This is a genomic window from Mesorhizobium sp. M1A.F.Ca.IN.022.06.1.1 (genome assembly GCF_003952605.1).
Classification (GTDB): Bacteria; Pseudomonadota; Alphaproteobacteria; order Rhizobiales; family Rhizobiaceae; genus Mesorhizobium.
On record NZ_CP034455.1, the window covers coordinates 4,573,328 to 4,598,110 of the forward strand.

General features: G+C 64.5%; 28 protein-coding genes. 15 read left to right on the forward strand and 13 right to left on the reverse strand.

All coding sequences use genetic code 11. From position 1 onward, the window contains the following. Nucleotides 1-26: 26 nt before the first annotated feature. Complete coding sequence (locus EJ078_RS21680) at nt 27-635, forward strand: glutathione S-transferase family protein (protein WP_127215121.1); 609 nt, start codon at nt 27-29, stop codon at nt 633-635. Nucleotides 636-1,193: 558 nt separating this feature from the next. On the opposite strand, the gene EJ078_RS21685 is transcribed toward EJ078_RS21680, so the two are convergent. Beyond that, the gene (locus EJ078_RS21685; RefSeq protein ID WP_066994534.1) at nt 1,194-1,406 is read right to left on the reverse strand and encodes a cold-shock protein; all 213 of its coding nucleotides are present in this window, start codon (nt 1,404-1,406) and stop codon (nt 1,194-1,196) included. A gap of 273 nt (nt 1,407-1,679) precedes the next feature. Here EJ078_RS21685 and EJ078_RS21690 point away from each other — a divergent pair, with 273 nt between their 5' ends. Then, nucleotides 1,680-2,009, forward strand: a complete 330-nt coding sequence (locus EJ078_RS21690) for a hypothetical protein (RefSeq protein ID WP_067327152.1) — start codon at nt 1,680-1,682, stop codon at nt 2,007-2,009. Nucleotides 2,010-2,029: 20 nt separating this feature from the next. Here the strand turns inward: EJ078_RS21690 and EJ078_RS21695 are convergent, their stop codons facing one another. Further along, entirely contained in the window at nt 2,030-2,599 is a 570-nt protein-coding gene (locus EJ078_RS21695; RefSeq protein WP_127215120.1) for a methylated-DNA--[protein]-cysteine S-methyltransferase, read from the reverse strand. Nucleotides 2,600-2,775: 176 nt separating this feature from the next. On the opposite strand from EJ078_RS21695, the gene EJ078_RS21700 reads away from it, so the two are divergent. The 7 genes from EJ078_RS21700 to EJ078_RS30745 all read left to right on the forward strand — a co-directional run bounded on the left by EJ078_RS21700 (nt 2,776) and on the right by EJ078_RS30745 (nt 8,493). After that, nucleotides 2,776-3,753, forward strand: coding sequence for a lytic transglycosylase domain-containing protein (locus tag EJ078_RS21700; RefSeq protein ID WP_095826542.1), 978 nt, complete (start codon nt 2,776-2,778; stop codon nt 3,751-3,753). 44 nt (nt 3,754-3,797) lie between these two features. Then, entirely contained in the window at nt 3,798-4,295 is a 498-nt protein-coding gene (locus tag EJ078_RS21705; RefSeq protein ID WP_095823231.1) for an N-acetyltransferase, read from the forward strand. Nucleotides 4,296-4,689: 394 nt separating this feature from the next. Next, a complete protein-coding gene (locus EJ078_RS21710) occupies nt 4,690-5,958 on the forward strand; it encodes an ABC transporter substrate-binding protein (RefSeq protein WP_127216253.1) in 1,269 nt (422 codons plus the stop codon). A 5-nt stretch (nt 5,959-5,963) separates the two neighbouring features. After that, on the forward strand, nt 5,964-6,902 hold the full coding sequence (locus EJ078_RS21715) for a sugar ABC transporter permease (protein WP_095826842.1): 939 nt from the start codon (nt 5,964-5,966) through the stop codon (nt 6,900-6,902). A 1-nt stretch (nt 6,903) separates the two neighbouring features. Further along, complete coding sequence (locus EJ078_RS21720; protein ID WP_095823228.1) at nt 6,904-7,728, forward strand: carbohydrate ABC transporter permease; 825 nt, start codon at nt 6,904-6,906, stop codon at nt 7,726-7,728. 208 nt (nt 7,729-7,936) lie between these two features. Beyond that, nucleotides 7,937-8,284, forward strand: coding sequence for a DUF4142 domain-containing protein (locus EJ078_RS30740; RefSeq protein WP_281060656.1), 348 nt, complete (start codon nt 7,937-7,939; stop codon nt 8,282-8,284). Next, a complete protein-coding gene (locus EJ078_RS30745) occupies nt 8,278-8,493 on the forward strand; it encodes a DUF4142 domain-containing protein (RefSeq protein WP_281060657.1) in 216 nt (71 codons plus the stop codon). Before EJ078_RS30740 ends, EJ078_RS30745 begins: the two co-directional genes overlap by 7 nt. Before the next feature lie 31 nt (nt 8,494-8,524). On the opposite strand, the gene EJ078_RS21730 is transcribed toward EJ078_RS30745, so the two are convergent. Beyond that, the gene (locus tag EJ078_RS21730) at nt 8,525-8,845 is read right to left on the reverse strand and encodes a DUF1476 domain-containing protein (protein ID WP_066994550.1); all 321 of its coding nucleotides are present in this window, start codon (nt 8,843-8,845) and stop codon (nt 8,525-8,527) included. A gap of 224 nt (nt 8,846-9,069) precedes the next feature. Here EJ078_RS21730 and EJ078_RS21735 point away from each other — a divergent pair, with 224 nt between their 5' ends. Both EJ078_RS21735 and EJ078_RS21740 read left to right on the forward strand, forming a co-directional pair. Further along, on the forward strand, nt 9,070-9,459 hold the full coding sequence (locus tag EJ078_RS21735; RefSeq protein WP_067326721.1) for a DUF6152 family protein: 390 nt from the start codon (nt 9,070-9,072) through the stop codon (nt 9,457-9,459). Then, the gene (locus EJ078_RS21740) at nt 9,460-9,927 is read left to right on the forward strand and encodes a hypothetical protein (RefSeq protein WP_067326725.1); all 468 of its coding nucleotides are present in this window, start codon (nt 9,460-9,462) and stop codon (nt 9,925-9,927) included. A 28-nt stretch (nt 9,928-9,955) separates the two neighbouring features. Here the strand turns inward: EJ078_RS21740 and EJ078_RS21745 are convergent, their stop codons facing one another. From EJ078_RS21745 to EJ078_RS21765, 5 genes are all read right to left on the reverse strand, one after another. Next, on the reverse strand, nt 9,956-10,291 hold the full coding sequence (locus EJ078_RS21745; RefSeq protein WP_095801825.1) for a hypothetical protein: 336 nt from the start codon (nt 10,289-10,291) through the stop codon (nt 9,956-9,958). 315 nt (nt 10,292-10,606) lie between these two features. Beyond that, on the reverse strand, nt 10,607-14,098 hold the full coding sequence (gene carB / locus EJ078_RS21750) for a carbamoyl-phosphate synthase large subunit (protein WP_127403903.1): 3,492 nt from the start codon (nt 14,096-14,098) through the stop codon (nt 10,607-10,609). A gap of 346 nt (nt 14,099-14,444) precedes the next feature. After that, complete coding sequence (locus EJ078_RS21755; RefSeq protein WP_127217378.1) at nt 14,445-15,239, reverse strand: SH3 domain-containing protein; 795 nt, start codon at nt 15,237-15,239, stop codon at nt 14,445-14,447. Nucleotides 15,240-15,321: 82 nt separating this feature from the next. Next, complete coding sequence (locus EJ078_RS21760) at nt 15,322-16,080, reverse strand: metallophosphoesterase family protein (RefSeq protein WP_127217379.1); 759 nt, start codon at nt 16,078-16,080, stop codon at nt 15,322-15,324. A gap of 5 nt (nt 16,081-16,085) precedes the next feature. Beyond that, nucleotides 16,086-16,442, reverse strand: coding sequence for a helix-turn-helix transcriptional regulator (locus tag EJ078_RS21765; protein WP_127217380.1), 357 nt, complete (start codon nt 16,440-16,442; stop codon nt 16,086-16,088). A 193-nt stretch (nt 16,443-16,635) separates the two neighbouring features. On the opposite strand from EJ078_RS21765, the gene EJ078_RS21770 reads away from it, so the two are divergent. After that, entirely contained in the window at nt 16,636-17,814 is a 1,179-nt protein-coding gene (locus EJ078_RS21770; RefSeq protein ID WP_127403904.1) for an MFS transporter, read from the forward strand. Nucleotides 17,815-17,845: 31 nt separating this feature from the next. Here the strand turns inward: EJ078_RS21770 and EJ078_RS21775 are convergent, their stop codons facing one another. After that, nucleotides 17,846-18,310 carry a MarR family winged helix-turn-helix transcriptional regulator gene (locus EJ078_RS21775; protein WP_127215863.1) on the reverse strand — a complete coding sequence of 155 codons (465 nt, stop codon included), beginning with the start codon at nt 18,308-18,310 and terminating at the stop codon, nt 17,846-17,848. Nucleotides 18,311-18,499: 189 nt separating this feature from the next. On the opposite strand from EJ078_RS21775, the gene EJ078_RS21780 reads away from it, so the two are divergent. Next, a complete protein-coding gene (locus tag EJ078_RS21780) occupies nt 18,500-19,294 on the forward strand; it encodes an SDR family oxidoreductase (protein WP_127215862.1) in 795 nt (264 codons plus the stop codon). A gap of 6 nt (nt 19,295-19,300) precedes the next feature. Here EJ078_RS21780 and EJ078_RS21785 read toward each other — a convergent pair whose 3' ends face one another. Beyond that, a complete protein-coding gene (locus tag EJ078_RS21785) occupies nt 19,301-19,900 on the reverse strand; it encodes a LysE family translocator (protein WP_127215861.1) in 600 nt (199 codons plus the stop codon). A gap of 99 nt (nt 19,901-19,999) precedes the next feature. Here EJ078_RS21785 and EJ078_RS21790 point away from each other — a divergent pair, with 99 nt between their 5' ends. After that, nucleotides 20,000-20,866, forward strand: coding sequence for a LysR substrate-binding domain-containing protein (locus EJ078_RS21790; RefSeq protein WP_127404198.1), 867 nt, complete (start codon nt 20,000-20,002; stop codon nt 20,864-20,866). A 50-nt stretch (nt 20,867-20,916) separates the two neighbouring features. Here the strand turns inward: EJ078_RS21790 and EJ078_RS21795 are convergent, their stop codons facing one another. The 3 genes from EJ078_RS21795 to EJ078_RS21805 all read right to left on the reverse strand — a co-directional run bounded on the left by EJ078_RS21795 (nt 20,917) and on the right by EJ078_RS21805 (nt 23,902). Further along, complete coding sequence (locus EJ078_RS21795; protein WP_127215860.1) at nt 20,917-21,567, reverse strand: dihydrofolate reductase family protein; 651 nt, start codon at nt 21,565-21,567, stop codon at nt 20,917-20,919. A 97-nt stretch (nt 21,568-21,664) separates the two neighbouring features. Next, on the reverse strand, nt 21,665-22,507 hold the full coding sequence (locus EJ078_RS21800) for a protein-L-isoaspartate O-methyltransferase (RefSeq protein ID WP_127215859.1): 843 nt from the start codon (nt 22,505-22,507) through the stop codon (nt 21,665-21,667). A gap of 45 nt (nt 22,508-22,552) precedes the next feature. Next, nucleotides 22,553-23,902, reverse strand: a complete 1,350-nt coding sequence (locus EJ078_RS21805; protein ID WP_095801618.1) for an Nramp family divalent metal transporter — start codon at nt 23,900-23,902, stop codon at nt 22,553-22,555. Between the two features lie 228 nt (nt 23,903-24,130). Here EJ078_RS21805 and mntR point away from each other — a divergent pair, with 228 nt between their 5' ends. Continuing rightward, nucleotides 24,131-24,583, forward strand: coding sequence for a manganese-binding transcriptional regulator MntR (gene mntR, locus EJ078_RS21810; protein ID WP_067327157.1), 453 nt, complete (start codon nt 24,131-24,133; stop codon nt 24,581-24,583). Nucleotides 24,584-24,783: the final 200 nt, after the last annotated feature.

Genomic DNA, 24,783 nt, shown 5'->3' on the forward strand with positions numbered 1-24,783 from the left:
ATCGTTCGTCGCGCGCGGAGAGGGCCATGATCCTTTATGACATGATCGACAGCGGCAATTGCTACAAGCCGCGTCTGTTGATGGCAAAGCTCGGCATTCCCTTCACCCGCATCGAAGTGAGCTCGCACACCGGGGAGACGCGCAAGGCCGACTATGTCGCCAAGAACCCCAACGCGATGGTGCCGCTGATCGAGCTCGACGACGGCCGACGCATCGCTGAATCCAACGCCATTCTGCTCTATCTCGCCGAAGGCACGCGCTTCCTGCCGGCCGACAGATATGAGCGGGCGCTGGCGTATCAGTGGCTGTTCTTCGAGCAGTACAGCCACGAGCCCTATATCGCGGTGCGCAAGGCGCTGCTCACATTTCCCGAGAGGGCGAAGGATGCGACGCCGGAACGGTTGGCGCTGACCTTGGAGCGCGGCAACAAGGCGCTCGGCGTGATGAACAAGCATCTGGAGCAGAACGCCTTTTTTGCCGGCGCCAGCTACAGCGTCGCCGACATTGCGCTCTATGCCTACACTCACACCGCCGAGATGGGCGGTTTCCAGCTCGACGCCTATCCGGCCGTGGTGGAGTGGCTGAAGCGGGTCGAGACGGACAAGGGGCACGTGCCGATCGAGTGGGTGGGGTAGTCTGTTTCTATGCCGCAGCATTTTGCAGCCGCCGAATGCTGGCTATTTGATGAGACGATCGTATTCGGCATGGGGTGCCGATCCAGATCCAGTCGAAGCATCAGCGCTTTCGAGGGCCAAGGCCCGATAAGTGTCGTCTATCCTCGCCGACCAAAGCTCTCCCACCTTTTGAAATGGAGGGATGGATGTCGCGGATTGGTCTCATCGAAGTGAAGTTCTTGTCGGCCGGCACGGCGAACGGCCTTTGGTCACGCAGTTTGCCGGCAGCAAAGTGGGACCACAAGCGCGGGCGGCGGCTTGCCAATTCAGGCAACAAAAAAGGCGGGACAATGCCCGCCTTCCTATGCCGGTAGCCTGATCGGAAGCGTTGGGGCCGGGCCGGCAGCTATCTGCTGTTCCAGCTTGTCGGGTCCTTTCGCTCCGGCGCGCTTATCGCACGACCGTCAGTACATCCGTGACTTGCCGCCCGCTCCAGGCTCTCGCCCGGTGCGCGTCGCTAACTAGGCGCATTGTGCAATGCCAGGCGATCACGCCCGGCTGCAAAATGCCAGCGCCAAATCAGGCTGCCTTGCTCAGAGACCCAGCAGCGGACTTGCCGGTGCGGCGGTCCTGCTCGATCTCGAAGCTGATCTTCTGGCCTTCAACGAGGGTGGTCATGCCAGCGCGCTCGACGGCGGAGATGTGGACGAAAACGTCCGCGCCGCCATTGTCGGGCTGGATGAAGCCGTAGCCCTTGGTGGCGTTGAACCACTTAACCGTACCAGTTGCCATGTAGAGTCCTTCACATTTGCTTCGTTTGACCGGACCAAAGCCCGGCCGGTGGTATCGAAATTTTGGAGATAGACGTCAGCAAACGCGAAGATCGCGGCCCGATCGATCGGCCAAATTCAATGCGCCGGATATAGTATGGTTCGCGAACGAAAACAAGATGGCGTTACCGGCATGTGCCGCGATAGCGTCCAACGGAGCCCACTGCGCTTGGAAGGTTTGCAGCCGGGGATGCGTTGTGGAGGGAAGATGCGCTTGCTGTTGCGGGAGAAGATCATGAGGACAATTCTGCTTGCCGCCTGCCTGATGTTGGTGGCCGCCGAGGCGCAGGCCGTCTCGCGCTACGACCCGACGCGCATGAGCTGCGACCGCGTGCGGGCGACGATCGCCAGGCAGGGCGCGGTCATCCTGCGCTATCAGTCGACGCGCGTGCCGGGACTGCCGCTTTATGACCGCTATGTGCGGGACGAGCGCTTCTGCAACATGGGCGAGGTGAGAGCGCGGGCCTATGTGCCGAGCGCCGATACTAAATCCTGCCCCGTCTATATCTGCAAACGGCCGGACTTCGACCGGCATTTCCGACGGCGGATCTTCCCACGCCATTAGATTCCTTTCGGCAAGCTGTGTCAGAACGCGAATGATGCCTGAGCGGCCGGCGGCGGACCGACCCGCACGCCTTCCATGGCCAGCATCTTCTCCTTGGTGGCCGAGCCGCCGGTAGCCGAGAAGCCGCCGATCTTGCCCCTCGCGGCAAGGATGCGGTGGCAGGGAATGACCAGCGGCACCGGATTGGCGCCGAGGGCTGCACCGGTTTCGCGGGCAAGCCCGGCATGGCCGGCCCGCTTGGCCAGTTCGCCATAGGTGGTGGTCTCGCCGAAGCCGAGCTTGCGCGCAGCGTCATAGATGGCGAGGCGGAAATCGTCGACGCCGTCGAGATCGACCGGCACGCCGGAGAAATCGACATCCTCCCCGGCCGCATAGGCCTTGATCGAGGCGATCAGTTCGACCACCCATTGCGGCTGTTCGGTGGAGGTAGAGACGCCGGCATGGCGAAACAGGCGGCGCTCGACCGCTTCGCGGCTACGCTCGGGCAGGCAGAGCCGGATCAGGCCCTTTTCGCTCCAGGCGATGCCCATGAAGCCGATCACTGTTTCTAACACTGCGTGGCCGGCCGTGATCGGCAATGCGTTTTCCATGGGTGCGCTCCTTTCCGCAAACTGCGAAAAACGGGTACATCTCCAGTACAGATGGGGAACAATATCGCAGTTTGCTTCGAGTCTCGCCACCCGAAAGCTGCACACTGGCCCTGATTGCCCGGTTGGAATCGCTGGTGTAAGGATTTTTCAACAACCGACAATCGGACCTGCAGGGCTTGGCAGCGAAAATCATCCTCACCGCGATCGGCGTGCTCGTTGCCGCTGCCGGCCTCAGCGGCTGTACCTCGACCTCACAGATGAAACCCTCGCCGGCGCTTGCGGCGGCATCGACGCCGGCCGCCGAGGACGACACACCGACCATCGCGCTGCCCGAAACCGTTGCTGTGCTGCCGGAGCCTTCCGGCCTCGCTCAGGTGCAAACGGCGGCGCTGACCGGCGATGCCGTGGCCCTGGCGACGGCACCTGGGGCGACGGCGCCTGGCGCGACGACGGCTGGTGCGCCGTTGCCGCCGCCGGCGCAACCCGGCGCCGCCCTTCCGCCGCCGGCGCAACCTGCCGCGTTCGCCGGCTCGACACCCGTCGCCGGGCAGTTTCCGCCGCCGCCGGTGCTGCTGGCCGGCGCATCGCCGACCGGCCCCGGTGCGCTCAAGCAGGCCGCCGCCTACAAGAGCGCCGCTGTTGCCATGCCGGTCACCGGCCAATCAGCGAAGGTGGCTCCCATGCCGGGCGTGCAGCAGGTCGCCTATGTGATGCCGCAGAACCCGGCGCTGCTTGCCCAACCGGGCCAGCCCGAACAGCATGCCACAGGTCCGCGCGCCGAGATCGAGCGGCTGATCGAGAAATATTCGGCGATCTACGAAGTGCCGGTCGATCTGGTGCGCCATGTCGTCAACCGCGAGAGCACCTTCAATCCGAAGGCCTATAATCACGGTCATTGGGGACTGATGCAGATCAAGCACGCGACCGCACGCGGCATGGGCTATGACGGGCCGGCAGCCGGCCTGTTCGACGCCGAAACCAATCTCAAATACGCTGTCAAATACCTGCGCGGCGCCTGGCTGGTCTCGGGCGGTAATGCCAAGCGGGCCGACCAGCTCTATCAGACGGGCTATTATTACGACGCCAAGCGCAAGGGCCTGCTCGATCAAACGGGTCTCGGCGTCGACCGCCGCCGCCTGCAGCCAGGCGCCTGAGCGCCGGCAACGAGGCGCGTCCCATCGGTCTTTGGGGCAGTTGCATGCGTGACACTGACAGCCGCCGGCCGCCGACCCCAAACGATGTCCGCCTTCGCAAGCTTCTCGATGATGCGCTGACCGCGCCGCATTGGCCGGAAGGCTTCGTCATGCGCCCGTTCGAGCACAGGGATGCGCAGGCCCTGCACGCGCTGCTGGAAGAGGCATTCGACGACGGCGCCGAAGGTCCGTTCGACGAATGGTGGCCGCGCATCTCAGACGATGCCGAGTTCGATCCGGACCTCTGTTTCCTCGTCATCGACGGCAAGGGGCTGCTGGCGGGCGCCGCGCTTTGCTGGGCGTCGGGCTTCGTCAAGGATCTGGCGGTTCATCCGGACTCGCGAAGGCACGGCATCGGCGAGGCGCTGATGCGGCACGTGTTCCTGACTTTCCGCGACAGGGGTGCAGCCCATGTCGACCTCAAGACCAACACGGTGAAGAACCCCGCCGCCTTCAGGCTTTACGAGCGGCTCGACATGCTCCCAGTGGCGTGGGAAGGGTAACGCTTCGCGGCATTTGCCTGCGGCGGCACAACCGAATGCGGGGCGCATTGTGAACCGCTTCACACAAGCTGACGTTAGGGCATGCTAATGCGTCGTGGTGCAGGGCGGCCGATCGGCGGATCGACGCTGGCAAGGCGTCGGAGAGGCTGTGCCGGCATGCGTCAGCCACTCCAAGGCGGGCTCCGGGGCGGCGGGTTTCGGAGCCCGCCCGCTTTGGGCGTGCGGCCAATCGCGAGATCTCCCTTAACCGAGTGACTCGGGTCAGTCCCCTCGCGGCCCGTCCCCGATGGCCATGTCTGGAACCCCGAAGCGTCGTATTCAATGCGGGCGGAGGGTCATCATCAGCCGACGCGGCAAGGTCCGCGTGGACGGTTCCGAGGCGAGGCCCACCAGCATGAAATTTTACCGCGCATTCCTCGCACTTGCCGTCGGCGCGATGCTCGCGGTGGCGCCGGCTCGCGCGGTCGAGCTGTCGATCGTGTCGGGCGACACGGGCAACGGCATCAAGGTCTTGCGCGAGATACTCGACCGCTACCAGAAGCAGAGCGGCAACAAGGTCGACATCGTGGTGATACCGCCGTCGGGCACCGACCAGTTCGGTCAGTTCAGATTGTGGCTCGCGGCGGGAAACAGCGACATCGACGTCTACCAGACCGACGTGATCTGGGCGCCGCAGCTTGCCAGCCAACTCGTCGATCTCACCGCGGCGACCAGGGATATCGTGGCCGAGCACTTCCCGTCGATCATCCAGTCGCAGACCGTGAACGGAAAGCTGGTGGCGCTGCCGATCTTCACCGACGCGCCGGCACTCTATTACCGCAAGGATCTGCTCGACAAATACGGCGCCAAGGTGCCGACCACCTGGCAGGAACTGGCCGACACCGCCAAGCTCGTCATGGACAAGGAGCGCACCGCCGGCAACAAGGACCTGTGGGGTTTCGTCTTCCAGGGCAACGCCTATGAGGGGCTGACCTGCGATGCGCTCGAATGGGTGATGTCGAATGGCGGCGGCCAGATCATCGAGCCCAACGGCACGGTCTCCATCAACAACCGACAAGCCGCGGCCGCGCTCGACATGGTCAAGGGCTGGATCGGCACCATTGCGCCGCCGGGCGTGCTCGCCTACCAGGAAGAGGAATCGCGCGGCGTCTGGCAGACCGGCAATGCCGTCTTCATGCGCAACTGGCCCTATGCCTATGCGCTCGGCAACAGCGAGACCTCACCGATCAAGGGCAAGTTCGATGTGGCGCCGCTGCCGGCAGGAACCGGCGAAGACGCCCGGCCGACGGCAACGCTCGGCGGCTGGAATCTCGCTGTTTCCAAATATTCCAAGCACCAGGACGCGGCGATCGATCTGGTGAAGTTCATCGCCTCGCCCGAGATGCAGAAGTATCGGACGCTGAGGACGTCCAACCTGCCCACCATCAAAGCGCTCTATGACGATCCCGATATCGCCAGGGAACAGCCGATCGTCCCGCGCTGGAAGCAGATATTCCTCAACGCGGCGCCGCGCCCTTCGGCGGTCGCCAAAATCAAGTACAACGAAGCCTCGAGCCAGTTCTGGACGGCCGTCCACAACACCATGTCGGGCGACGGCAGCGCCGCCGACAATCTGGCCGATCTCGAAGCCAGGCTGACCAAGCTGAAGGGCAAGGGCTGGTGAGGGCGATGCCTGTGAGCCGCTCGCGCCTGATGCGGCAACGCGTGCGCTCGGCCTGGCTGTTTCTGGCGCCGATGCTTCTGGTCCTTGCCGCCGTCGCCGGCTGGCCGCTCCTGCGCACTTTCTACTACAGCTTCACCGACGCCTCATTGGCCGATCTCGACGCCCGTCAATGGGTCGGCTTCGACAATTATTTCTCGATGCTCAGCATGCCGAGCGGCCGCGTGCTCTATGACGGGCTGCTCGCCGATCCGGTCTGGTGGCGCGCCGTGTGGAACACGCTGCTCTTCGCCGTGGTGTCGGTGAGCTGCGAAACGGTCCTCGGCATGATCGTGGCGCTCGTTCTCAACGCCGATTTCAGAGGCCGCGGCTTCGTCAGGGCGGCGATCCTCATTCCCTGGGCGATCCCGACCATCGTCTCGGCCAAGATGTGGCAGTGGATGCTCAACGACCAGTTCGGCATCATCAATGCGGTGCTGCTCAACCTTGGCCTGATCGACGCCAAAATCGCCTGGACCGCGAGCACCGACACGGCGATGATCGCGGTACTGATCGTCGACATTTGGAAGACGACGCCGTTCATGGCGCTGCTTTTCCTCGCCGCGCTGCAGATGCTGCCGCGCGATGTTATCGAGGTCGCCAGGCTCGACGGCGCCAATCCGTGGCAGATCTTCTGGAAGGTGACCTTGCCGCTCATCCGCCCGGCGGTCATGGTTGCGGTGATCTTCCGCGCGCTCGACGCGCTGCGCATCTTCGACCTGATCTACGTGCTGACGCCCAACAATGTGCACACCAAATCGATGTCGGTGTTCGTGCGCGAGAACCTGTTCGAGTTCGACAAGTTCGCCTATGGCTCGGCCGCCTCGACGCTGCTTTTCCTGATCGTCGCGCTGCTCACCATTTCCTACATCCGCATCGGCCGGATAGAGCTGGAAGGAGGCCGCTGAGATGGCGATGTTGAAGCGTTTAGGCTTCTTCCTCCTGGTGGGGGCAATCGTCTTCGTCGCGGTGTTTCCGCTCTATTACGCCGTCGTCACCAGCCTGAAATCCGGCACCGAGTTGTTCGAGGCGAGCCTTTGGCCGCAGGCGTTAAGCCTCGCCAACTACAGGAACGTGCTGGTCGAAGGTCCTTTCCTGCGCAATCTCTTGAATTCCTTGGTCGTCTCGGGCGCCGTCGTGCTCATCTCGCTGCTGCTCGGCGTGACATCCGCCTACGCGCTGGCACGCGTCCGGTTCCGCGGCCGTTCGGCGCTGATGCTTGCCATATTGTCGGTGTCGATGTTTCCGCAGGTCGCGGTGCTGGCCGGCCTGTTCGAGATCATCCGGGCCTTCGGCCTCTACAATTCGCTCATCGCACTGATCTTCTCCTACATGATCTTCACGCTGCCGTTCACCGTCTGGGTGCTCACCGCCTTCGTGCGCGACCTGCCGGTCGAAATCGAGGAAGCGGCGATCCTCGACGGCGCGACGCCATGGATCATCGTCACTCGCGTCTTTCTGCCGCTGATGTGGCCCGCATTGGCGACGACAGGGCTGCTCGCCTTCATCGGCGCATGGAACGAGTTCCTGTTTGCGCTGACCTTCACCTCCAACAACGCGCAGCGCACGGTGCCGGTGGCGATCGCGCTGCTTTCCGGCAACTCGCAGTTCGAGATCCCCTGGGGCAACATCATGGCCGCTTCGGTGATCGTCACGGTGCCGCTGGTGGTGCTGGTGCTGATCTTCCAACGCAAGATCGTTTCCGGCCTAACCGCCGGCGGCGTGAAGGGATAGGCCGTGCTGATGTTCAGGTGATGCCGGGCTGCGAATGGCGGTGTCCTGCGCTTCGGTGTTCACGTACTTCAAGCACGCTCCGGTATTCTCGGTACGACCATCCTCGGCTCGGCCTGACCCTGACTCAACACGGCCTCCTTCACGCCCTCAACGCAACCGGCAGCGCCATTTCGCGTTGGAAGTGCAAGGGGCTGATCGGAGATTCCAGATGAAAACGCTTCTGACCGCGGCCGCCATGGCGCTCCTTGCCGGCGCGCCGGCCACCCTTGCTCAGTCGAGCGACAGCAACGATGTCGCGCCAATGGCGACAGACAACAAGGTCGACACGCAGACTTTCGTCACCACCGTACCCAATGCCAACGAGTTCGAAATCCAGGCGAGCAGGCTGGCCGAGGAGAAGTCGCAGTCGGACGAAGTCAAGGCTTTTGCCGACGAGATGGTCAGGGACCACATCAAGGCCGGGGAGGATTTCAAGGCGGCGATGAGCCAGGGCCAGACGACGGCTTCTATCAAGCCTGCCGGCCCCGCTCTGGGCCTAAGGAACAGCAGATGCTAGGCGAGCTGAAGCAGGCGAGCGGCACGGAGTTCGACCGGAAGTATATCAAGATGCAGATGGATGCGCACAGGGACGCGGTCGCGCTGTTCAGCACCTATGCCAATTCCGGCGACGACCCGGCGCTGAAGGAATTCGCCAAGAAGACTCTGCCGGTGCTGAAAATGCACGAGAAGCATGTGAAGGAACTGGCGGTGGCGCATCACGGGTGAGGGCGTGGTTTCTGCCCCCCGCAGCGGGTCCTCAGCTCGCCTTGATCTGCTCGACCGCCGTTGCCAGCAACTCGTCCATGGCCTGGCGAATCTGGGCATCCGACTGGACGACGCCCGCCGCGTCGAAGTCGGCACGGACCTTGCGGAACACGTCGTTGTCGCCCGCTTCCTCGAAATCCGCGCGCACCACCTCTTTCGCATAGGCGTCGGCATCCACGCCGGATTTGCCGAGCTTTTCGGCGGCCCACAGGCCGAGCAGCTTGTTCCGGCGCGCCACGGCCTTGAACTTCGTCTCCTCGTCCATTGCGAATTTCTTTTCGAAGCCTTCCTGACGGTCCCTCATGCTGCTCATGGTTTGCCTCGCTCAGACGTGAGTTCGACCGCCTCCGATGCATGCGAAGAGCGGCCAGGAGAAGCGAAAATGGGGAGCATGAAGGCCTGTAGCAAGGCCTGATCGTGGTGTGGACGCCGCGGACCCGAAATTCGTGCCATGCCGGGCCGAAGCTCCGATGTGATTTGACCTGGCCGGGCCGTAGCCTACTTTCGACCTGGCAGGAGGAGTGGAGGAGACGGGCGATGAAGTCACCGTTGAACCATATGCAGGGCGTCGTGCTGACGGCGGCGTTGATGTTTGCTGCCGGCACTGCCGCCTATGCCCATCACGGCTGGTCGTGGACGCAGGACGACTTCTTCGAGCTCAAGGGCAAGATCGCGGCGATCTATATCGGCAATCCGCATGCGACGCTGGACGTCGATGCGAAGGGGGAGGTGTGGCGGGTGGAGATGGCGCCGCCGGCCCGCACCATCGCCGCCGGCTTCACCGAGGAGGTCGCCAAGGTCGGCGACGCGGTGACCGCGATTGGCCATCGCTCGCGCGAGGAGGCGGAAAAGCGCATGAAGGCGGTGCGCATCATCGTCGGCGGCAAGCGCTACGACGTCTATCCCGACCGACTGCCGCCGGCCTAGATGGCGGAGTTTCTGGCCGGCATCGAGCAGCTTGCCTTGGTGCGCGGGCTGAAAGCCTCCTTCGTCGCCTATCCGATCGTCAATGCGCTGCACATCATGGCGGTCGGCGCGCTGCTCACCAGCGTCGGCCTCATGGATTTCAGCGTCCTTGGCGCCTTCCGCTCGCTGCCCCACGCGCCGTTCGTCGCGCTGCTGCGCCGCGTAGCCCTTGGGGCGTTTGGCGGCGCGATCATCACCGGGGCGCTGCTGTTTTCGGTAAAGGCGGGCACCTATGCGGCGATGCCGATCTTCGTTGCCAAGATAACACTGATCCTGCTGGCGGGGGCCAATTTCCTCGCCTTCACGCGCTTGACCCGCACGAGCGGGGTGGCCGAGTCGGCCGGGGGCATCGCGGCCGTCCTGGCCGTGATTTCGCTCGGCCTGTGGACCTGCGTGCTTTTCGCCGGGCGGTTCATAGGGTTTTTGTGAAGCAGTTCCACGAAGAGCCGGCTGCTGCTCAGATGTCCGGCGCGTTGCCGACTTTCTTCTTCATCTCCAGCGCCCAGGCGCGGCCTTCGTCGCCGCCCCACAGCAGCCAGGCGATGTAGCCGGCAGAGGGATTTTCCTCGTTGCCGTAGTTCTTGCCGCGCTTGTCGACCTCATGGCGGGCGAAATAGCTGACCATGCGGCGGATGGTCGAGGGTGAAAGGTTCTTGCGGTTCTTCAACTCCGTCGCCCTCGCGACGCCGATCTCGGTGCCGCCGCGGCCAAACTGCTTGCGCAGGCGCAGCCCCTTGGCGGCGTTGTCGGCGACCACCTGCGGGCAGCACAGGTCGATTTCGTCTTCGGACATGTCATTCATCGCAGATTTTTAGTCTACGAGCAGAATGCGGGGAAGCAGAGTTCCGAAGTTGCTAATCGGTGCCGGTACCAATGCCCTGAGATGAAAGGGCACGAAGTCGCGCTCTACGGCGCAATCCTAAGCAGGCGAAACGGGCGCTCAGTCGATAGGCCAGCGGTTGCGGCAACGGTTCATTAATAGTCAGCCAATCGCTGGAATGGGCCGCCCGAATGAGCGTTGCCTTGTCGCCTGCCGCCGAAGATTGGCAAGACGGTTCATTAGACAGAGATTGCACCGTGGCTGGTGCGCTTCGTAGCGCCAATAGCCTTACCCAAAATATTCCTGCAGCGGCCGGACCTCGAGGTTCCCCGCCCTTAGCGCCGCGATCGCCTCGGCCACGGCCGCAGCACCCGACAGCGTGGTGTAATACGGCACCTTCTGCATCAGCGTCGCGCGGCGGAGCGACTTCGAGTCCGACACGGCTTTCTGGCCGTCGGTGGTGTTGAAGACGATCTGGACCTGGCGATTGCGGATGGCGTCCTCGATGTGGGGGCGGCCTTCGAGTACCTTGTTGATCTTTTCCGCCGTCACGCCGTTCTCGGCGAGGAAGCGGGCGGTGCCGGAGGTGGCAAGCACCTTGAAGCCCTGCTCGGCGAGGCGTTTTACGGCGGGCAGAATTCCCTTCTTGTCTTCGTCGCGCACCGAGACGAACAGCGTGCCCGCGCGGGGGAGATCAACACCCGCCCCTAGCTGGCTCTTGGCGAAGGCCAGCGCAAAGTCGCGGTCGAGGCCCATCACCTCGCCGGTCGAGCGCATTTCCGGCCCGAGCAATATGTCGACGCCGGGGAAGCGGGCGAAGGGGAAGACGGCTTCCTTGACCGCGATATGGCCGGGATTGCGCGCGTCAGGCATGGCGCCGTAATGCGCGAAGGCGTTTTCCAGCGTCTCGCCGGCCATGATGCGGGCGGCGATTTTCGCAATGGGACGGCCGATGGTCTTGGCGACGAAGGGCACGGTGCGCGAGGCGCGGGGATTCACCTCAAGCACATAGACCGTGCCGTCCTTGATGGCGTATTGCACGTTCATCAGGCCGCCGACATTGAGCGCCCGGGCAAGTGCGGCGGTCTGGCGTTCCAGCTCGTCGACGAGTTCCGGCTGCAGCGAATACACCGGCAGCGAGCAGGCGCTGTCGCCCGAATGGATGCCGGCCTCCTCGATGTGCTCCAGGATGCCGGAGACGAAGGTCTCCTTGCCGTCGCAGAGGCAGTCGACATCGACCTCGGTGGCGCCGGTCAGATAAGTGTCGAACAAAAGCGGGTTCTTGCCGAGCAGCGTGTTGATCTGGCCGGTCTTGTCGGCCGGGTATTTCTGCTTAATGTCCTCCGGCACCAGGCCGGGCACGGTGTCGAGCAGATAGGTCTGCAGCATGCCTTCGTTGTAGATGATCTGCATGGCGCGGCCGCCGAGCACATAGGACGGGCGCACCACCAGCGGAAAGCCGAGCTCGGCAGCGACGAGGCGCGCCTGCTCGACCGAATAGGCGATGCCGTTCTTCGGCTGGGTGAGCCCGAGCTTGTGCAACAGCTTCTGGAAACGGTCGCGGTCTTCCGCAAGGTCGATCATGTCGGGTGAAGTGCCGAGGATCGGGATGCCGGCCTTCTCCAGCGCGTCGGCCAATTTCAGCGGCGTCTGGCCGCCGAACTGGACGATGACGCCGACCAGCTCGCCGGAGGCCTGCTCGGCGCGCAGGATCTCCAGCACGTCCTCCGGCGTCAGCGGATCGAAATAGAGCCGGTCGGATGTGTCGTAGTCGGTCGACACGGTCTCCGGGTTGCAGTTGACCATGATCGCCTCGAAGCCGGCGTCGCGCAGCGCAAAGGCGGCATGGCAGCAGCAATAGTCGAACTCGATGCCCTGGCCGATGCGGTTCGGGCCGCCGCCGAGGATGACGACCTTCCTGCGCGACGAGACGCGCGCCTCGTTGGCGAGCTCGCCGGCGAAGGGCGTCTCATAGGTCGAGTACATATAGGCGGTCGGCGAGGCGAACTCGGCGGCGCAGGTGTCGATGCGCTTATAGACCGGATGAACGCCGAGCTTTTGCCTGGTCTTCTGAATGACTTCCGCGTCGGTTCTGGTCAGCGACGCCAGGCGTGCGTCGGAGAAGCCCATCGCCTTCAGCATGCGCAGGTTCGGCGCATCCTGCGGCAGGCCGTGCTCGCGGATACGCTGTTCCATGGCGATGATGCCGGCGATCTGCTCGAGGAACCACGGGTCGATCTTGCACATGGCGTGCACGTCTTCGAGCGAGGTACCCATGCGGATCGCCTGCGCCACCATGCGCAGCCGATCGGGGGTCGGCGTGCCGAGCGCGGCGCGGATGGCGTTGCGGTCGTCGACGTGGTCTGCCGAGCCAAGGCCGGGGATTTCGATCTCGTCGAGGCCGGTGAGGCCGGTTTCCAGTCCGCGCAGCGCCTTTTGCAGCGATTCCTGGAAGCTGCGGCCGATGGCCATCACCTCGCCCACCGACTTCATGGCGGTGGTCAGCACCGGCTCGGCGCCCGGGAATTTCTCGAAGGCGAAGCGCGGGATCTTGGTCACCACATAGTCGATCGACGGCTCGAACGAGGCCGGCGTCGCACCGCCGGTGATGTCGTTCTCCAGCTCGTCCAGCGTGTAGCCGACGGCGAGCTTTGCCGCGACCTTGGCGATCGGGAAGCCGGTCGCCTTCGAGGCGAGCGCGGACGAGCGCGAGACGCGCGGGTTCATCTCGATGACCACGAGGCGGCCGTCGGCCGGATTGACGGCGAACTGGACGTTGGAGCCGCCCGTCTCGACGCCGATCTCGCGCAGCACCGCGATCGAGGCGTTGCGCATCATCTGATACTCTTTGTCGGTCAAGGTCAGGGCCGGCGCGACGGTGATGCTGTCGCCGGTGTGCACGCCCATCGGGTCGAGGTTCTCGATCGAGCAGATGATGATGCAGTTGTCCGCCTTGTCGCGGACCACTTCCATCTCATACTCCTTCCAGCCGAGCACGCTCTCCTCGATCAGCACCTCCGTGGTGGGCGAGGCGTCGAGGCCGGACTGAACGATGTCGTAGAATTCGGCGCGGTTGTAGGCGATGCCGCCGCCGGTGCCGCCCATGGTGAAGGAGGGGCGGATAATCGCCGGCAGGCCGACATGGTCGAGCGCTTGCGCCGCGATCGCCATGGCGTGGCTGATATAGCGCTGCTTGCGGTCGCCTTCGCCGAGATTCCAGCGCGTCTCCAAAGCATCGAGCGCGGCATCGAGGTTTTCGGGGTTCTCGGCTTTGAGCGCGGCGCGCTCGGCCTCGTGGATCTTGCGGTCGGCGTCCTTGACTTCTGTGGCGTTGGCCAGCATCGAGCGCGGCGTCTCCAGCCCGATCTTGCTCATCGCCTGGCGGAACAGCGCGCGGTCCTCGGCCTTGTCGATGGCATGCGCATCGGCGCCGATCATCTCGACATTGTAGCGGTCGAGCACGCCCATGCGGCGCAGCGACAGCGCGGTGTTGAGCGCCGTCTGGCCGCCCATGGTGGGCAGCAGCGCGTCGGGGCGCTCCTTGGTGATGATCTTCGCCACCACTTCCGGCGTGATCGGTTCGATATAGGTGGCGTCGGCCAGCTCCGGATCGGTCATGATCGTGGCCGGGTTGGAGTTGACCAGGATGACGCGGAAACCCTCTTCCTTCAGCGCCTTGCAGGCCTGGGTCCCGGAATAGTCGAACTCGCATGCCTGGCCGATGACGATGGGGCCGGCCCCGATGATCAGGATCGACTTGATGTCGGTGCGTCTTGGCATGGTCTGTGGATTCCGTTCGGCGAGCGGCTTGCACGAAAAACCGGGCGGGGAGGACCCGGCCGGTTGTGCTTGCGATTCTGGTATCAGGCTAGGAGGGCCTTATAGGGAAGAGTTTTGGCGGATGTAACCCCGAAAATGAAGGCAGTAGGGCAGTAGGGCAGTAGGGCAGTAGGGCAGTAGGGCAGTAGGGCAGTAGGGCAGTAGGGCAGTAGGGCAGTAGGGCAGTAGGGCAGTAGGGCAGTAGGGCAGTAGGGCAGTAGGGCAGTAGGGCAGTAGGGCAGTAGGGCAGTAGGGCAGTAGGGCAGTAGGTGCTTTCTTTCCCCTACTGCCTTATTGCCGCACTGCCTTACTCCCCCAGCGCCAGCGCATCCGTGATCTCGAACCGCTCCGACACGCCGATGCGGATCATGTTGAGGCTGCCTTCGCGGGTGAAGCGGAATTCGTCCGAGGAGTCGGAGCCGGCGGGCTTGCCGTCATGGAAGTTGATGATGCGCGCGCCGCCGTCCGGCCAGGTCACCGTCACGGAGCTGTCGCCGCCTTTTTGCGCGACACTGATTTCGCACCGGGTCATCGGTTGGCCGACATGACGCGCGCACGGGATGCCGGCATCCAGGGCGGTGTCGGACTGGGCATTTGCCGCGGCCGCGAAGGCGAGAGCATAAGCGTCCTGCATGGCGGTCTGTCCGATCTCGGCCGCGGAGGGCGGATCGGCCGGGTCGCCGCCGCCCAGGCGCGCCGCGATGTCAAGCTGCGGTTCTTCGGGAGGTGGCCGGGGTGCGGCAGCCGCGGTCGCCGACGTGGCGGTGTCTTCAGGGGGCGACGCCGGGTTGTTGGGGCTGAGATAGCGGGCCGGCGCCCAGCCGGTTATGTGGGCGTCCTGCGTGTCCTCGACCTTGCACCATGGATAGTTGTTGACGGCCTTGCAGCCGTAATTCTTGACGGCCGCGCCGTTGGGCAGGCGCGCCTCGATCTTTCCGCCCGGTGAAGCGGTAGCGCGAATATTGAGCAAATCATCCGGCGCGAGGCCACCGATGATCGAGATGATTGTCCCGGGCGCATCCTGAGCCAAGGCCGGCAGGGCGGCCAGGCACAAAGGGGCGGCGATCAGCATCGTCGATCGGAGCGTGGCTTTGCGCTTCATCCCTCGGCCATAAACAATGCACTTCAAACGTGGCGCTCAATCCTGGCTATGAGCTTCGCTCAACCCTGGATATGAGCTTCGCTCAATCCCTTATAAAACCAGTCCGCAGCGCTTGCGCCCATTCCGGTCTTCCCGCTTGTTCGGCCTGCTTTGCGGCGGCTTCATGGTCGTAGTCGACGGCAATGCTCTCAAAGCGGCTGGGACGGCCGTCAGTGCCAGATTCGACAATGCCGTAGCGCGCATGCGGCGTGCCCTGCTGGGACACATGCACCGGCGGCGTGTCATCGTCATAGGCGGGGCAGCCGACGCTGCCGGGATTGAAGATCACCGGACCGCCGGGGATGCGGATGAGCTCGTTGCGATGGCTGTGGCCGCACAGCACCAGGCGGCAGGCCGGATCGACCGGTTTGAGCCGGCGCCTGATCGCGGCAAGCGGCGCGCGCACCAGCTGGCCATCGACAATGGCGTCGGCGAGATATTTCTCGTCATGATCCGGCCGGGCGTGGAAGGCGACGACGCCGGGCGCGATCTCCAATGTCAGCGGCAGGGCGAGCAACGCCTCGCGCTGCGACGCGGTCAGCCGTTCCTGGGCGAAGCGATCGGACGGCCACATGGTCTCGTCGGCCGTATCCTGCGCCACGCGGCGGTCGTGATTGCCGCGCACCGTCGGCAGGTTCAGCGCCTGTAGCCGTTCCATCGTCTCATGCGGCCAGAGCGGTCCGGAGACGCAGTCGCCCAGATTGACGGTGATGTCGGCGCCGCCGCGCGACCGGAGATCGTCAAGCACGGCATCTAATGCCAGGAGGTTGCCATGGATGTCGGCGATAACAGCGATGCGCATGCGGTTCAGGCCGAAACCTCGACTTCGGCGGTGCCGACCGCCGGCAGATCCTTGTCGCCGTCAGCCGCGGCGATCACGCTGTCGAGCAGGCCGGGGAAGCGCCTGTCGAGGTCGTCGCGGCGCAGGGTGATCAGCCGGCTGGTGCCGACCGCTTCGGTGCGCGTCACGCCAGCCTCGCGCAGCTTGGCGAGGTGGTAGCTGAGATTGGTCTTGGAGGCGAGGTCGAGGAACTTGCCGCAGTTCATCGGCACGCCTTCCTTGCTGGCGAGAAAGCGCACGATTGCCAGCCGGGTCGGGTCGCCGAGCACGGCAAGCACGATCGGCAGGCTGATCTGATCGGCGGTCGGATGAGGCAAGGTCATGGCTGAGAATTAAGCGCAAACGGCACCAACTTCAACGCATCTCCGCTTCTTGCTTGGTTACGCAGCTTCCCGGTTTCTACGCCGTCCTGACACAGGGCTGTCAGCAGGGTTCCGCTAATTTGCCCAAGTTCCGTTGACATCATGCTCCTTCATGTCCAATTGTTCAATAACTTTTGAACAAAGGACATTTCCCATGGACAAGCGGATCTTCTGGCTTGCGCTCGGATCGTTTGCGATCTCGACCGAAGGCTTCGTCATCTCCAGCCTTCTTCCCGATATCGCCGCGGATGCCGGCATCTCCGTTCCGCTCGCCGGCTCGCTGATCACCGCCTTCGCGCTCGCCTATGCGATCGGCGCGCCGATCCTGGCGACGCTGACCGGCGAGTGGGACCGGCGGCGCGTCATCCTGTGGACGCTGGTGTTCTTCGTAATCGGCAATATCGTCGCGGCGCTAAGCTCGTCCTTCGAATTGCTGCTCATCGCACGCATCGTCATGGCGCTGTCGTCCGGCCTGTTCGCGGCAACCGCGCAAGGCACGGCCGTGGCGCTGGTCGACGACCATCACAGGGCCCGCGCCATCGCGGTCGTGGTCGGCGGCACCACGGTGGCGGTCGCGGTCGGCGCGCCGCTCGGCGCGCTGGTGGCGGCGATTGCCGGCTGGCGCGGCACGTTCTTCGCCATTGCCGGCCTCGGCGCGCTTGCCGGCGCGATCCTGTGGTGGCGGCTGCCGCGCGGTATTGTCGGCACCAGGCTGCCGCTCAAGGCGCGGCTGGCGGCGGCGGTCCGTCCCGGCGTTTTGCCGATCCTGGTCACGACCGTGCTGGCGCTGGTCGGCGCCTTCACCGTCTTTGCCTTCATCGCGCCTCTGGCGATCGAGGGCGGCGGGCTCAGCCCGTTGGCGCTTCCCGGCATGCTGCTCGCATTCGGCGTTGGCGCCGTCATCGGCAACATCGCCGGCGGCCAGGCGGCCGACCGTTTCGGCGCGGCGCGCACGGTTTGCTGGTCGCTGGGGCTGAGCGCGGCGATGCTCGTCACCTTGTCGCTGATCTCGACCTTCCTGCCGCATTCGATCGCCGGGCCGGCGCTGATGGGCATGATGGTGCCGTGGGGCATCGTCGGCTGGGCCTTCCCGCCGGCGCAGGCGAGCCGGATCATCAAAATAGCGCCCGATGCCGCCCCGATCGTGCTCTCGCTCAACGCCTCGGCGCTTTACTTCGGCGTCGCTTTGGGCGCTGTGGTCGGCGCCGCCGTGCTGCGCTTCGGCGCACCGGCCGATCTCGGCCTGGTCGCCGCGGTGTTCCCGATCCTGGGTCTGGGCATCGTCTTGGCGGGAAGGCTGCTTGCACGCCCGGTGGCAATGCCGGCCGAATAATTGCATTCAAACCTGATCGGCGGCCGCTTTTTCAGTTCGAAAAGGCGGCCGCCGGCATCTCCAGGTCGAGGTCGGCCACGGCGTCCAATGCCGCGCGAAGCTTCGCCGCCTGCTCCGCGCCGACCTTGTCCTCGAATTGCCGCTGCGCGACGCTCCAAAGCTTGAGCGCCTCGTCGAGCTTGGCCTTGCCTTGCGACGTCAGCCGGACGCGCTTGACGCGGCGGTCGTCCTTATCGGGAAAAGTCTCGACATAGCCGTCGCGGATCAGCGGCTTCAGCGTGTGGCCGAGCGCGGACAGATCCATGATCAGCGCCTCGGCGATGGTGCCCATCGCCGGCTCATCGCTGATGTGGATCTGAACGAGCAGCCCGAACTGCGTGCTCTTCAGGCCCGACGGCGACAGCGCGTCGTCGTAGAAGCGGCCGAGGCTGCGCGCAGCGCGCCGCAGCGTGGCATTGTTGCAGTCGCTGAATCCCGGCTTCCGAGCTTCGTCCATGATCGCTCCTTGCCGGCGCAAAGACGCGCCGGCCTGTCGCAGAAATAGTTTTCGCCGCTGCCGTTGACAAGATAGTGGCATATACCTACTTCGGCAAAAGTGGCATATGCCACTAAATGAAATCAGAGGTTCGGCTGATGATGCGATCATCGGCGCCGAGCCGCGCGAAGCGAACAAAGGAACAGGACAATGAGCACGAAGGACAACAAGGGCACGGCCGTCATCACCGGCGCATCGTCGGGCATCGGCGCGGTCTACGCGGACCGGCTTGCGGGGCAGGGCTACGACCTGGTGCTGGTGGCGCGCCGCGCCGACCGGCTGCGGGAGCTGGCCGACAGGCTCTCCTATGCCTATGGCCGCAAGGTCGAGACGATCGTCGCCGACCTTGCGGCCGATGCCGATCTGCGCCGTGTCGAGCAGGCGGTTTCGACGGACGACAGCGTGACGCTGCTGATCAACAATGCCGGCGTGGGCGGCCTGGAGACGATTGCCGACGCCGATGCCGATGCGGCCGAACGCATGATCAAGGTCAATGTCGTGGCGCTGACCAGGCTGACCCGCGCCGTGCTGCCGGGCCTCATCAAGCGCAATCGCGGCGGGATCATCAACATCGCCTCCGTCGTCGCCTATGGCATTGCCGTTGGCGGCATCTACAGCGGCACAAAGGCCTATGTCGCCAACTTCACCGAAGCGCTGCAAAAGGAAGTCGCCGGCACCGAAGTGAAAGTCCAGTCCGTCGTGCCTGGACCGGTCCGCACCGAGTTGTGGGACGTCTCCGGAATCAGCCTCGACAGGCTCAATCCGGACTGGATCATGAGCGCCGAGGATCTGGTCGACGCGGCACTTGCCGGCTTCGCCCAAGGCGAAACCGTCACCGCGCCCGGCCTTGCCGACGCGGCCGGGCTGACGGCCTATCTCGGCGCCAGAGACCAGTTCTTCGGCAGCCTGTTCTCCGGCAAGCCGGCGGCGCGCTACGCCGTCTGACCTCTCTCAAGCTGGCCGCCACATCTGCAGGATCGAGGCGGCCAGCAGCAGGGCGAGCACGATGTTGAGAGCGCGCCACTGGCGCTCAGTCTTGAGCAGGCGCGCAAGCAGGGTTCCTGCCACGCACCACAACGACAGCGACAAAGCCGCGGCAAGGCCGAACACGGCGCCGAGAAGCAGCGCGAGTTGCAGCGGACCATCCGCCAGGGCCGCGAAGGACGCCGCGGCGCCCAGCCCCATCGCCCAGCCTTTCGGGTTCATCCACTGGATGCCGGCGCCGCCGAAGAAGCTGTTCGGCCTAGCCATGCTCACGTCGAGCTTGGGCGGGCCGCTGCGGCCGATCCTGATCGCCAGCCAGATCAGATAAAGCGAGCCGGCGATCTTCATCGCAAGCTGGAGCGAGGGGACGGCGGCGATCAGCCCGGCCAGGCCGGCAGCACCCGCCGCCGCTACCGACGCCAGTCCCGCGGCGCTGCCGGCCATCAGCGGCACCGATCGGCGAAAGCCGAACTGCGCCCCGGATGCCGTCGACAGCGTCGTGGCGATGCCGGGCGTCGAGGTCGAGATCAACGCGAACAGGACAAGGGGGATGATGGTTTCGGACATGCGGGCTTCCCAGTCGAGAAACCGGCATGCTTATGCGCTTCGCGGCATCAGTAAATGCAATGTTTGATATAGTTTACATTAGAGAATATAATGCCAGCCATGATCCGCGACCTCGACACGACCCTCATCCGCACCTTCGTCATGACGGCCGACAAGGCCAGCATGACGGCGGCCGCCAATGCGCTTCATCTGACGCAGGGTGCCGTCAGCCAGCAGATCAAGCGGCTGGAGGAGATCCTTGGCCGGACGTTGTTCGAGCGCGACCGCCGCGGCCTGAAGCTGACACGCTCCGGCGAGCGGCTGCTCGACAAGGCCAGGCGCCTGCTGCAGCTCAATGACGAGATCCTGGCGGAGATAAGCGGCAAGGCGGTCGCCGGCGGGGTGCGGATCGGCGTGCCCTACGATCTTGTCGGCACATTGCTGCAACCTGTTTTGAAAACCTACGCTGAAGCCTATCCGCGGGTGGAGATTTCGCTGGTCTGCGCCTCTTCGCCGGAACTCGCGGCGGCGCTGGCGGCAGGGACGATCGACCTTGCCGTCATCGAGGAGCGGGCCGGTCCGACGGCCGGCGAGTGCCTACTGGTCGACCGGCTGGTCTGGGTCGGTGCCAGAGGCGGCTCGGCGCGCTTGAAGCGGCCTTTGCCGGTCTCCATGGTCGCGGATAGCTGCGCCTTCCGTCCCGCGGTGCTGGCGGCGCTCGGCACGCACGGGCTCGATTGGCGCACCGTGTTCGAGAACGGCAACATCGACGCAACGACCGCAACGGTACGGTCGGACCTTGCGGTGACCACCTGGCTCGCCTCGACGGTTCCGGCCGACCTCGACATCCTGTCCGACGCCGACTTACCGGCGCTGCCGAATTTTTCCGTCAACCTGCACCTGCCGAAGCATGCAGTGACGCGGACGGCAGAGGCATTCGCCACTCATATCCGCGAGGGTCTGGCGCGGCATCGCCGGGCAGCGTGAGCGACACTTTTCGTTCCTCGCCCCCGCTTTGGGGGCGAGGAACCTTGGCGCTACTTCCAGTTCTTGCGCCGTTCGAGCTCGGCTTCGGAAGGCTGCTCTGTCGCAAAAGATCCGGTCTTGACGCCGCCGCCACGTTCATAGGTCGCCATGATGACACCCGTGCTGGTGGTTTGCGACTTGATGAGCTTGAAGGCGGCGGGCATCGCGTCATCGCCGAACAGGCGCTTTCCCTTGCCCAGCAACAGCGGGAAGATCATCAACCGGATCTCGTCGATCAGCCCATTGGCGAGCAGGGTCTGGATCAGATTGCCCGAACCCTGGATGAGCAGATCGGGTCCGTCTTCCTGCTTGAGCTGCCTGAGCCTGGCAACGACGTCTGGTCCAAGCGGCTGCGTGTTCTGCCAGGTCAGGCTATCCGGCCGATGCGTCGCGACATATTTGGTCGCCGGGTTGAAGGCATCTGCGATCGGATCTTTCTGATACGGCCAGTACGCGGCGAAGATGTCATAGGTTCTGCGACCGAGCAGCAGGGCGAAGGGCTTTGAGAACAATTCGTCCATTGCCTCGCCCGCCACCTCGTCAAAGTAATGGAAGGTCCAGCCGCCGAATTGAAAGCCGCCGACCGGGTCCTCTTCCGGGCCGCCTGGCGCCTGCATGACGCCGTCGAGGCTGACGAATGTGGCGGCGATGATCTTGCGCATCTGTCTTCTCCCTTTTCGTGATCCGCGCCGTCGCGGCCGGATTTCGTCCTAAGGACGGGCGACAAGCCTGCGTTCCGACACAGGCTTCCGCAGATTTCTATCGTTCGCTGTCGGCGCGCATGGCGCGGGACGAGAACCAGACATCGCCGAACACGGCGGTGGCGGTTCGATCGGGCGCCTTGTCTTCGGTCAGCCAGATCGAGCGCGTGCGGCTGGCGCGTTCGCGGGTTGGCACTCTTGCCTCCGGGCCGGCGAGGGAGGCGCCGACGCAAGGGATGAACCAGGAACCCATGAAGGGCCGGCAGGCGAACCCCGCCTGCATGCGGGTGACCAGCACGGCGAGGCCGATACGCTGCGCCGGCCGCCAGGGGAAGATCAGCCGGCCGCCGGGCCTGAGCGCCCTCAGCCACGCAGGGGGCGGGGCAATGACGGCAGCATTGACATAGATGATGTCAGAGGGCGGTAGCGGGCCGGCGACAGCGTCGCCGGCAACGACCTCGACATTGCCATAGGCCGCGAGGTTCACCTTGGCTTGCGCGGCGAGATCCGCTTCGATCTCGAAGGCGGTGACGCTGCCACTGGGCTCGACCAGCCTTGCCAGCAGCGCGGTATAGTAGCCGGTACCGGCGCCGATATGGGTGACGGCTTCGCCGGGTTTCGGTTCGACCTTGCCGATCCACATGGCGTGCAGAACCGGTTCGCCGTTGTTGATGCCCTTGTCGGCATCGAGCACCACCAGCACGTTCTGGTAGATGTAGCTTGGATCGGCAGTCGGGGTTTTGAACGCTCCGTCGCCGGCAAAGACTGTCCAAGGTCCAGGGCCGAGAAAGGCCTCGCGCGGCACGGAGGCGAACGCCTCCTCGATGCGGGGATCGGCGGAGCGCGCATGCGCGGCCATCAGTTTGGCGTAGAATTTTCGGGCGTCGTCCGAAACGGTCATGCTTTCAGAAGATAGCGCGGCCGGCCGGGATGTCGCGGCTCGAACTCAGCCGGCAAAAGTGTCGAAGAGCAGCTTGAAGTTGAGCACCAGGATGATCGCCGCGACTACCCAGGCGAGTGCGGCGACGCCGCGCGAGATGGCGAAACTGCCCATCTTCTTCTTATCCGAGACGAACTGCACCAGCGGCACAACGGCGAAGGGCAACTGCATCGACAGGATGACCTGGCTGAAGACCAGGAGCTGGGCCGTGCCCTTTTCGCCGTAGAGCGCGGTGACGATCACGACGGGGACGATGGCAAGGCCGCGCGTCAGCAGGCGGCGCGCCCATTGCGGAATGCGCAGACGCAGGAAGCCTTCCATCACGATCTGGCCGGCAAGCGTGGCGGTGACCGTCGAGTTGAGCCCGGAGGCGAGCAGCGCGACCGCGAACAGGATCGAGGCAATGCTCAAGCCCAACAGCGGCGACAGCAATTCGAAAGCCTGACCGATCTCGGCGACATCCTGGTGCCCGGTGCCGTGGAAGGCCACTGCCGCGACGATCAGGATGGACGCGTTGACAAACAGCGCCAGGATCAGCGCGATGGTCGAGTCCGTGGTCGCCCATTTGATGGCGTCGCGCTTGCCGGCATCGGTGCGCTCATAGGCGCGGGTCTGCACGATCGAGGAGTGCAGGTAGAGATTGTGCGGCATCACGGTGGCGCCGATGATGCCGATGGCGATGTAGAGCATCGTCGGGTTGGTGACGATCTGGGACGACGGCACGAACATCGAATGCAGGATTGTGCCTGCGGGCGGGGCGGCGACGAAGATCTGGATGGCGAAGCAGCCAAAGATGATGATCAGGAGCGCGACGACGAACGCCTCGAGATAACGGAAGCCCCTGTTCATGAGCAGCAGCACAAGGAAGGCGTCCAGCGCGGTGAGGACGGCGCCGCCGATCAGCGGGATGCCGAACAGGAGCTGCAGCGCAATCGCCGTGCCGATCACCTCGGCGAGGTCGCAGGCGATGATCGCCAGTTCGCAGGCGATCCAGAGCAGGAAATTTACCGGACGCGGATAATAGGCGCGACAGGCCTGCGCGAGGTCGCGGCCGGTGGCGATGCCGAGGCGGGCGGCCAGTGCCTGCAACAGGATCGCCATCAGGTTCGACAGCATGATGATGAAAAGCAGCGTGTAGCCGAACTGGGCGCCGCCGGCGAGGTCTGTCGCCCAGTTGCCCGGGTCCATATAGCCGACCGAGACCATATAGCCGGGACCCATGAAGGCGAACAGGCGGCGGAACCAGAGACCGGTGTCGGGCACCCTGATCGAGGCATTGACCTCGCGCAGACTGGGCTGCTCAGTCTCATCGGAGCGGGCAAATTGCCACGAGGGACGGGACACTGCTTCTGACATCGGGGGGTCCGCTGGAAGGGTATCGAGGATCGCCACTATGTATGCTAAGGCTGAACATTATGCAACAGGCTATACTTCATTGTTCAAGCTCTTGTGATGCACGCCGATAGGGCGCCGCGTGCAGCAGCAAACGCCGGGTTGCGCCGACCCGGGAATGCAAATAAACGGCCAGGGCACCACGGTCCGTGCTATGAGTGCGGAGCCGATTCAGCCATGAAGGAGCGCGTATTGGCGCTGAGGAACAGACCAGTTCGACGCGAAAAGCCGCTTCCTGATGCCGAAATCCATTCGGAAGGGTTCCGTCAGACCCGCGAAGCGCGTCGCAGCGCGCTTGTCGAGGACTATGTCGAGCTGATCGCCGATCTGATCGAGGACGGAAACGAGGCCCGTCAGGTCGATATCGCGGCCAGGCTTGGCGTCGCGCAACCCACCGTGGCAAAAATGCTGACAAGGCTCTGCGCCGACGGGCTGGTGTCCAGGAAACCCTATCGCGGGGTGTTTCTCACGGACGCCGGTCGCAAGGTGGCGCAGGAGAGCCGCATCCGTCACGAGACTGTCGAAGCCTTCCTGCGCTCGCTCGGTGTCAGCCCCGAGACGGCACGGATCGATGCCGAGGGCATCGAGCACCATGTCAGCGCCGAGACGCTGGATGCATTTCGCAGGGCGATGACGACACGCTGAGCCCCGCCAGCGTTAAACTTCCCGACCGACGAGTCGCTGGAACCGCCGAACGGTACGCACGTTGCTCCTGACGTTGCGCGATGATCGCGTGGAAGGGAGGAAGCGACGGGCGTTGAACAGGCACGGACCACGAAGGGCTAGCAAGCGGCCAACGGGTTGAGACAGGCGGCGGCTCGTGACGAGCGCAAAGACCGAGGCCG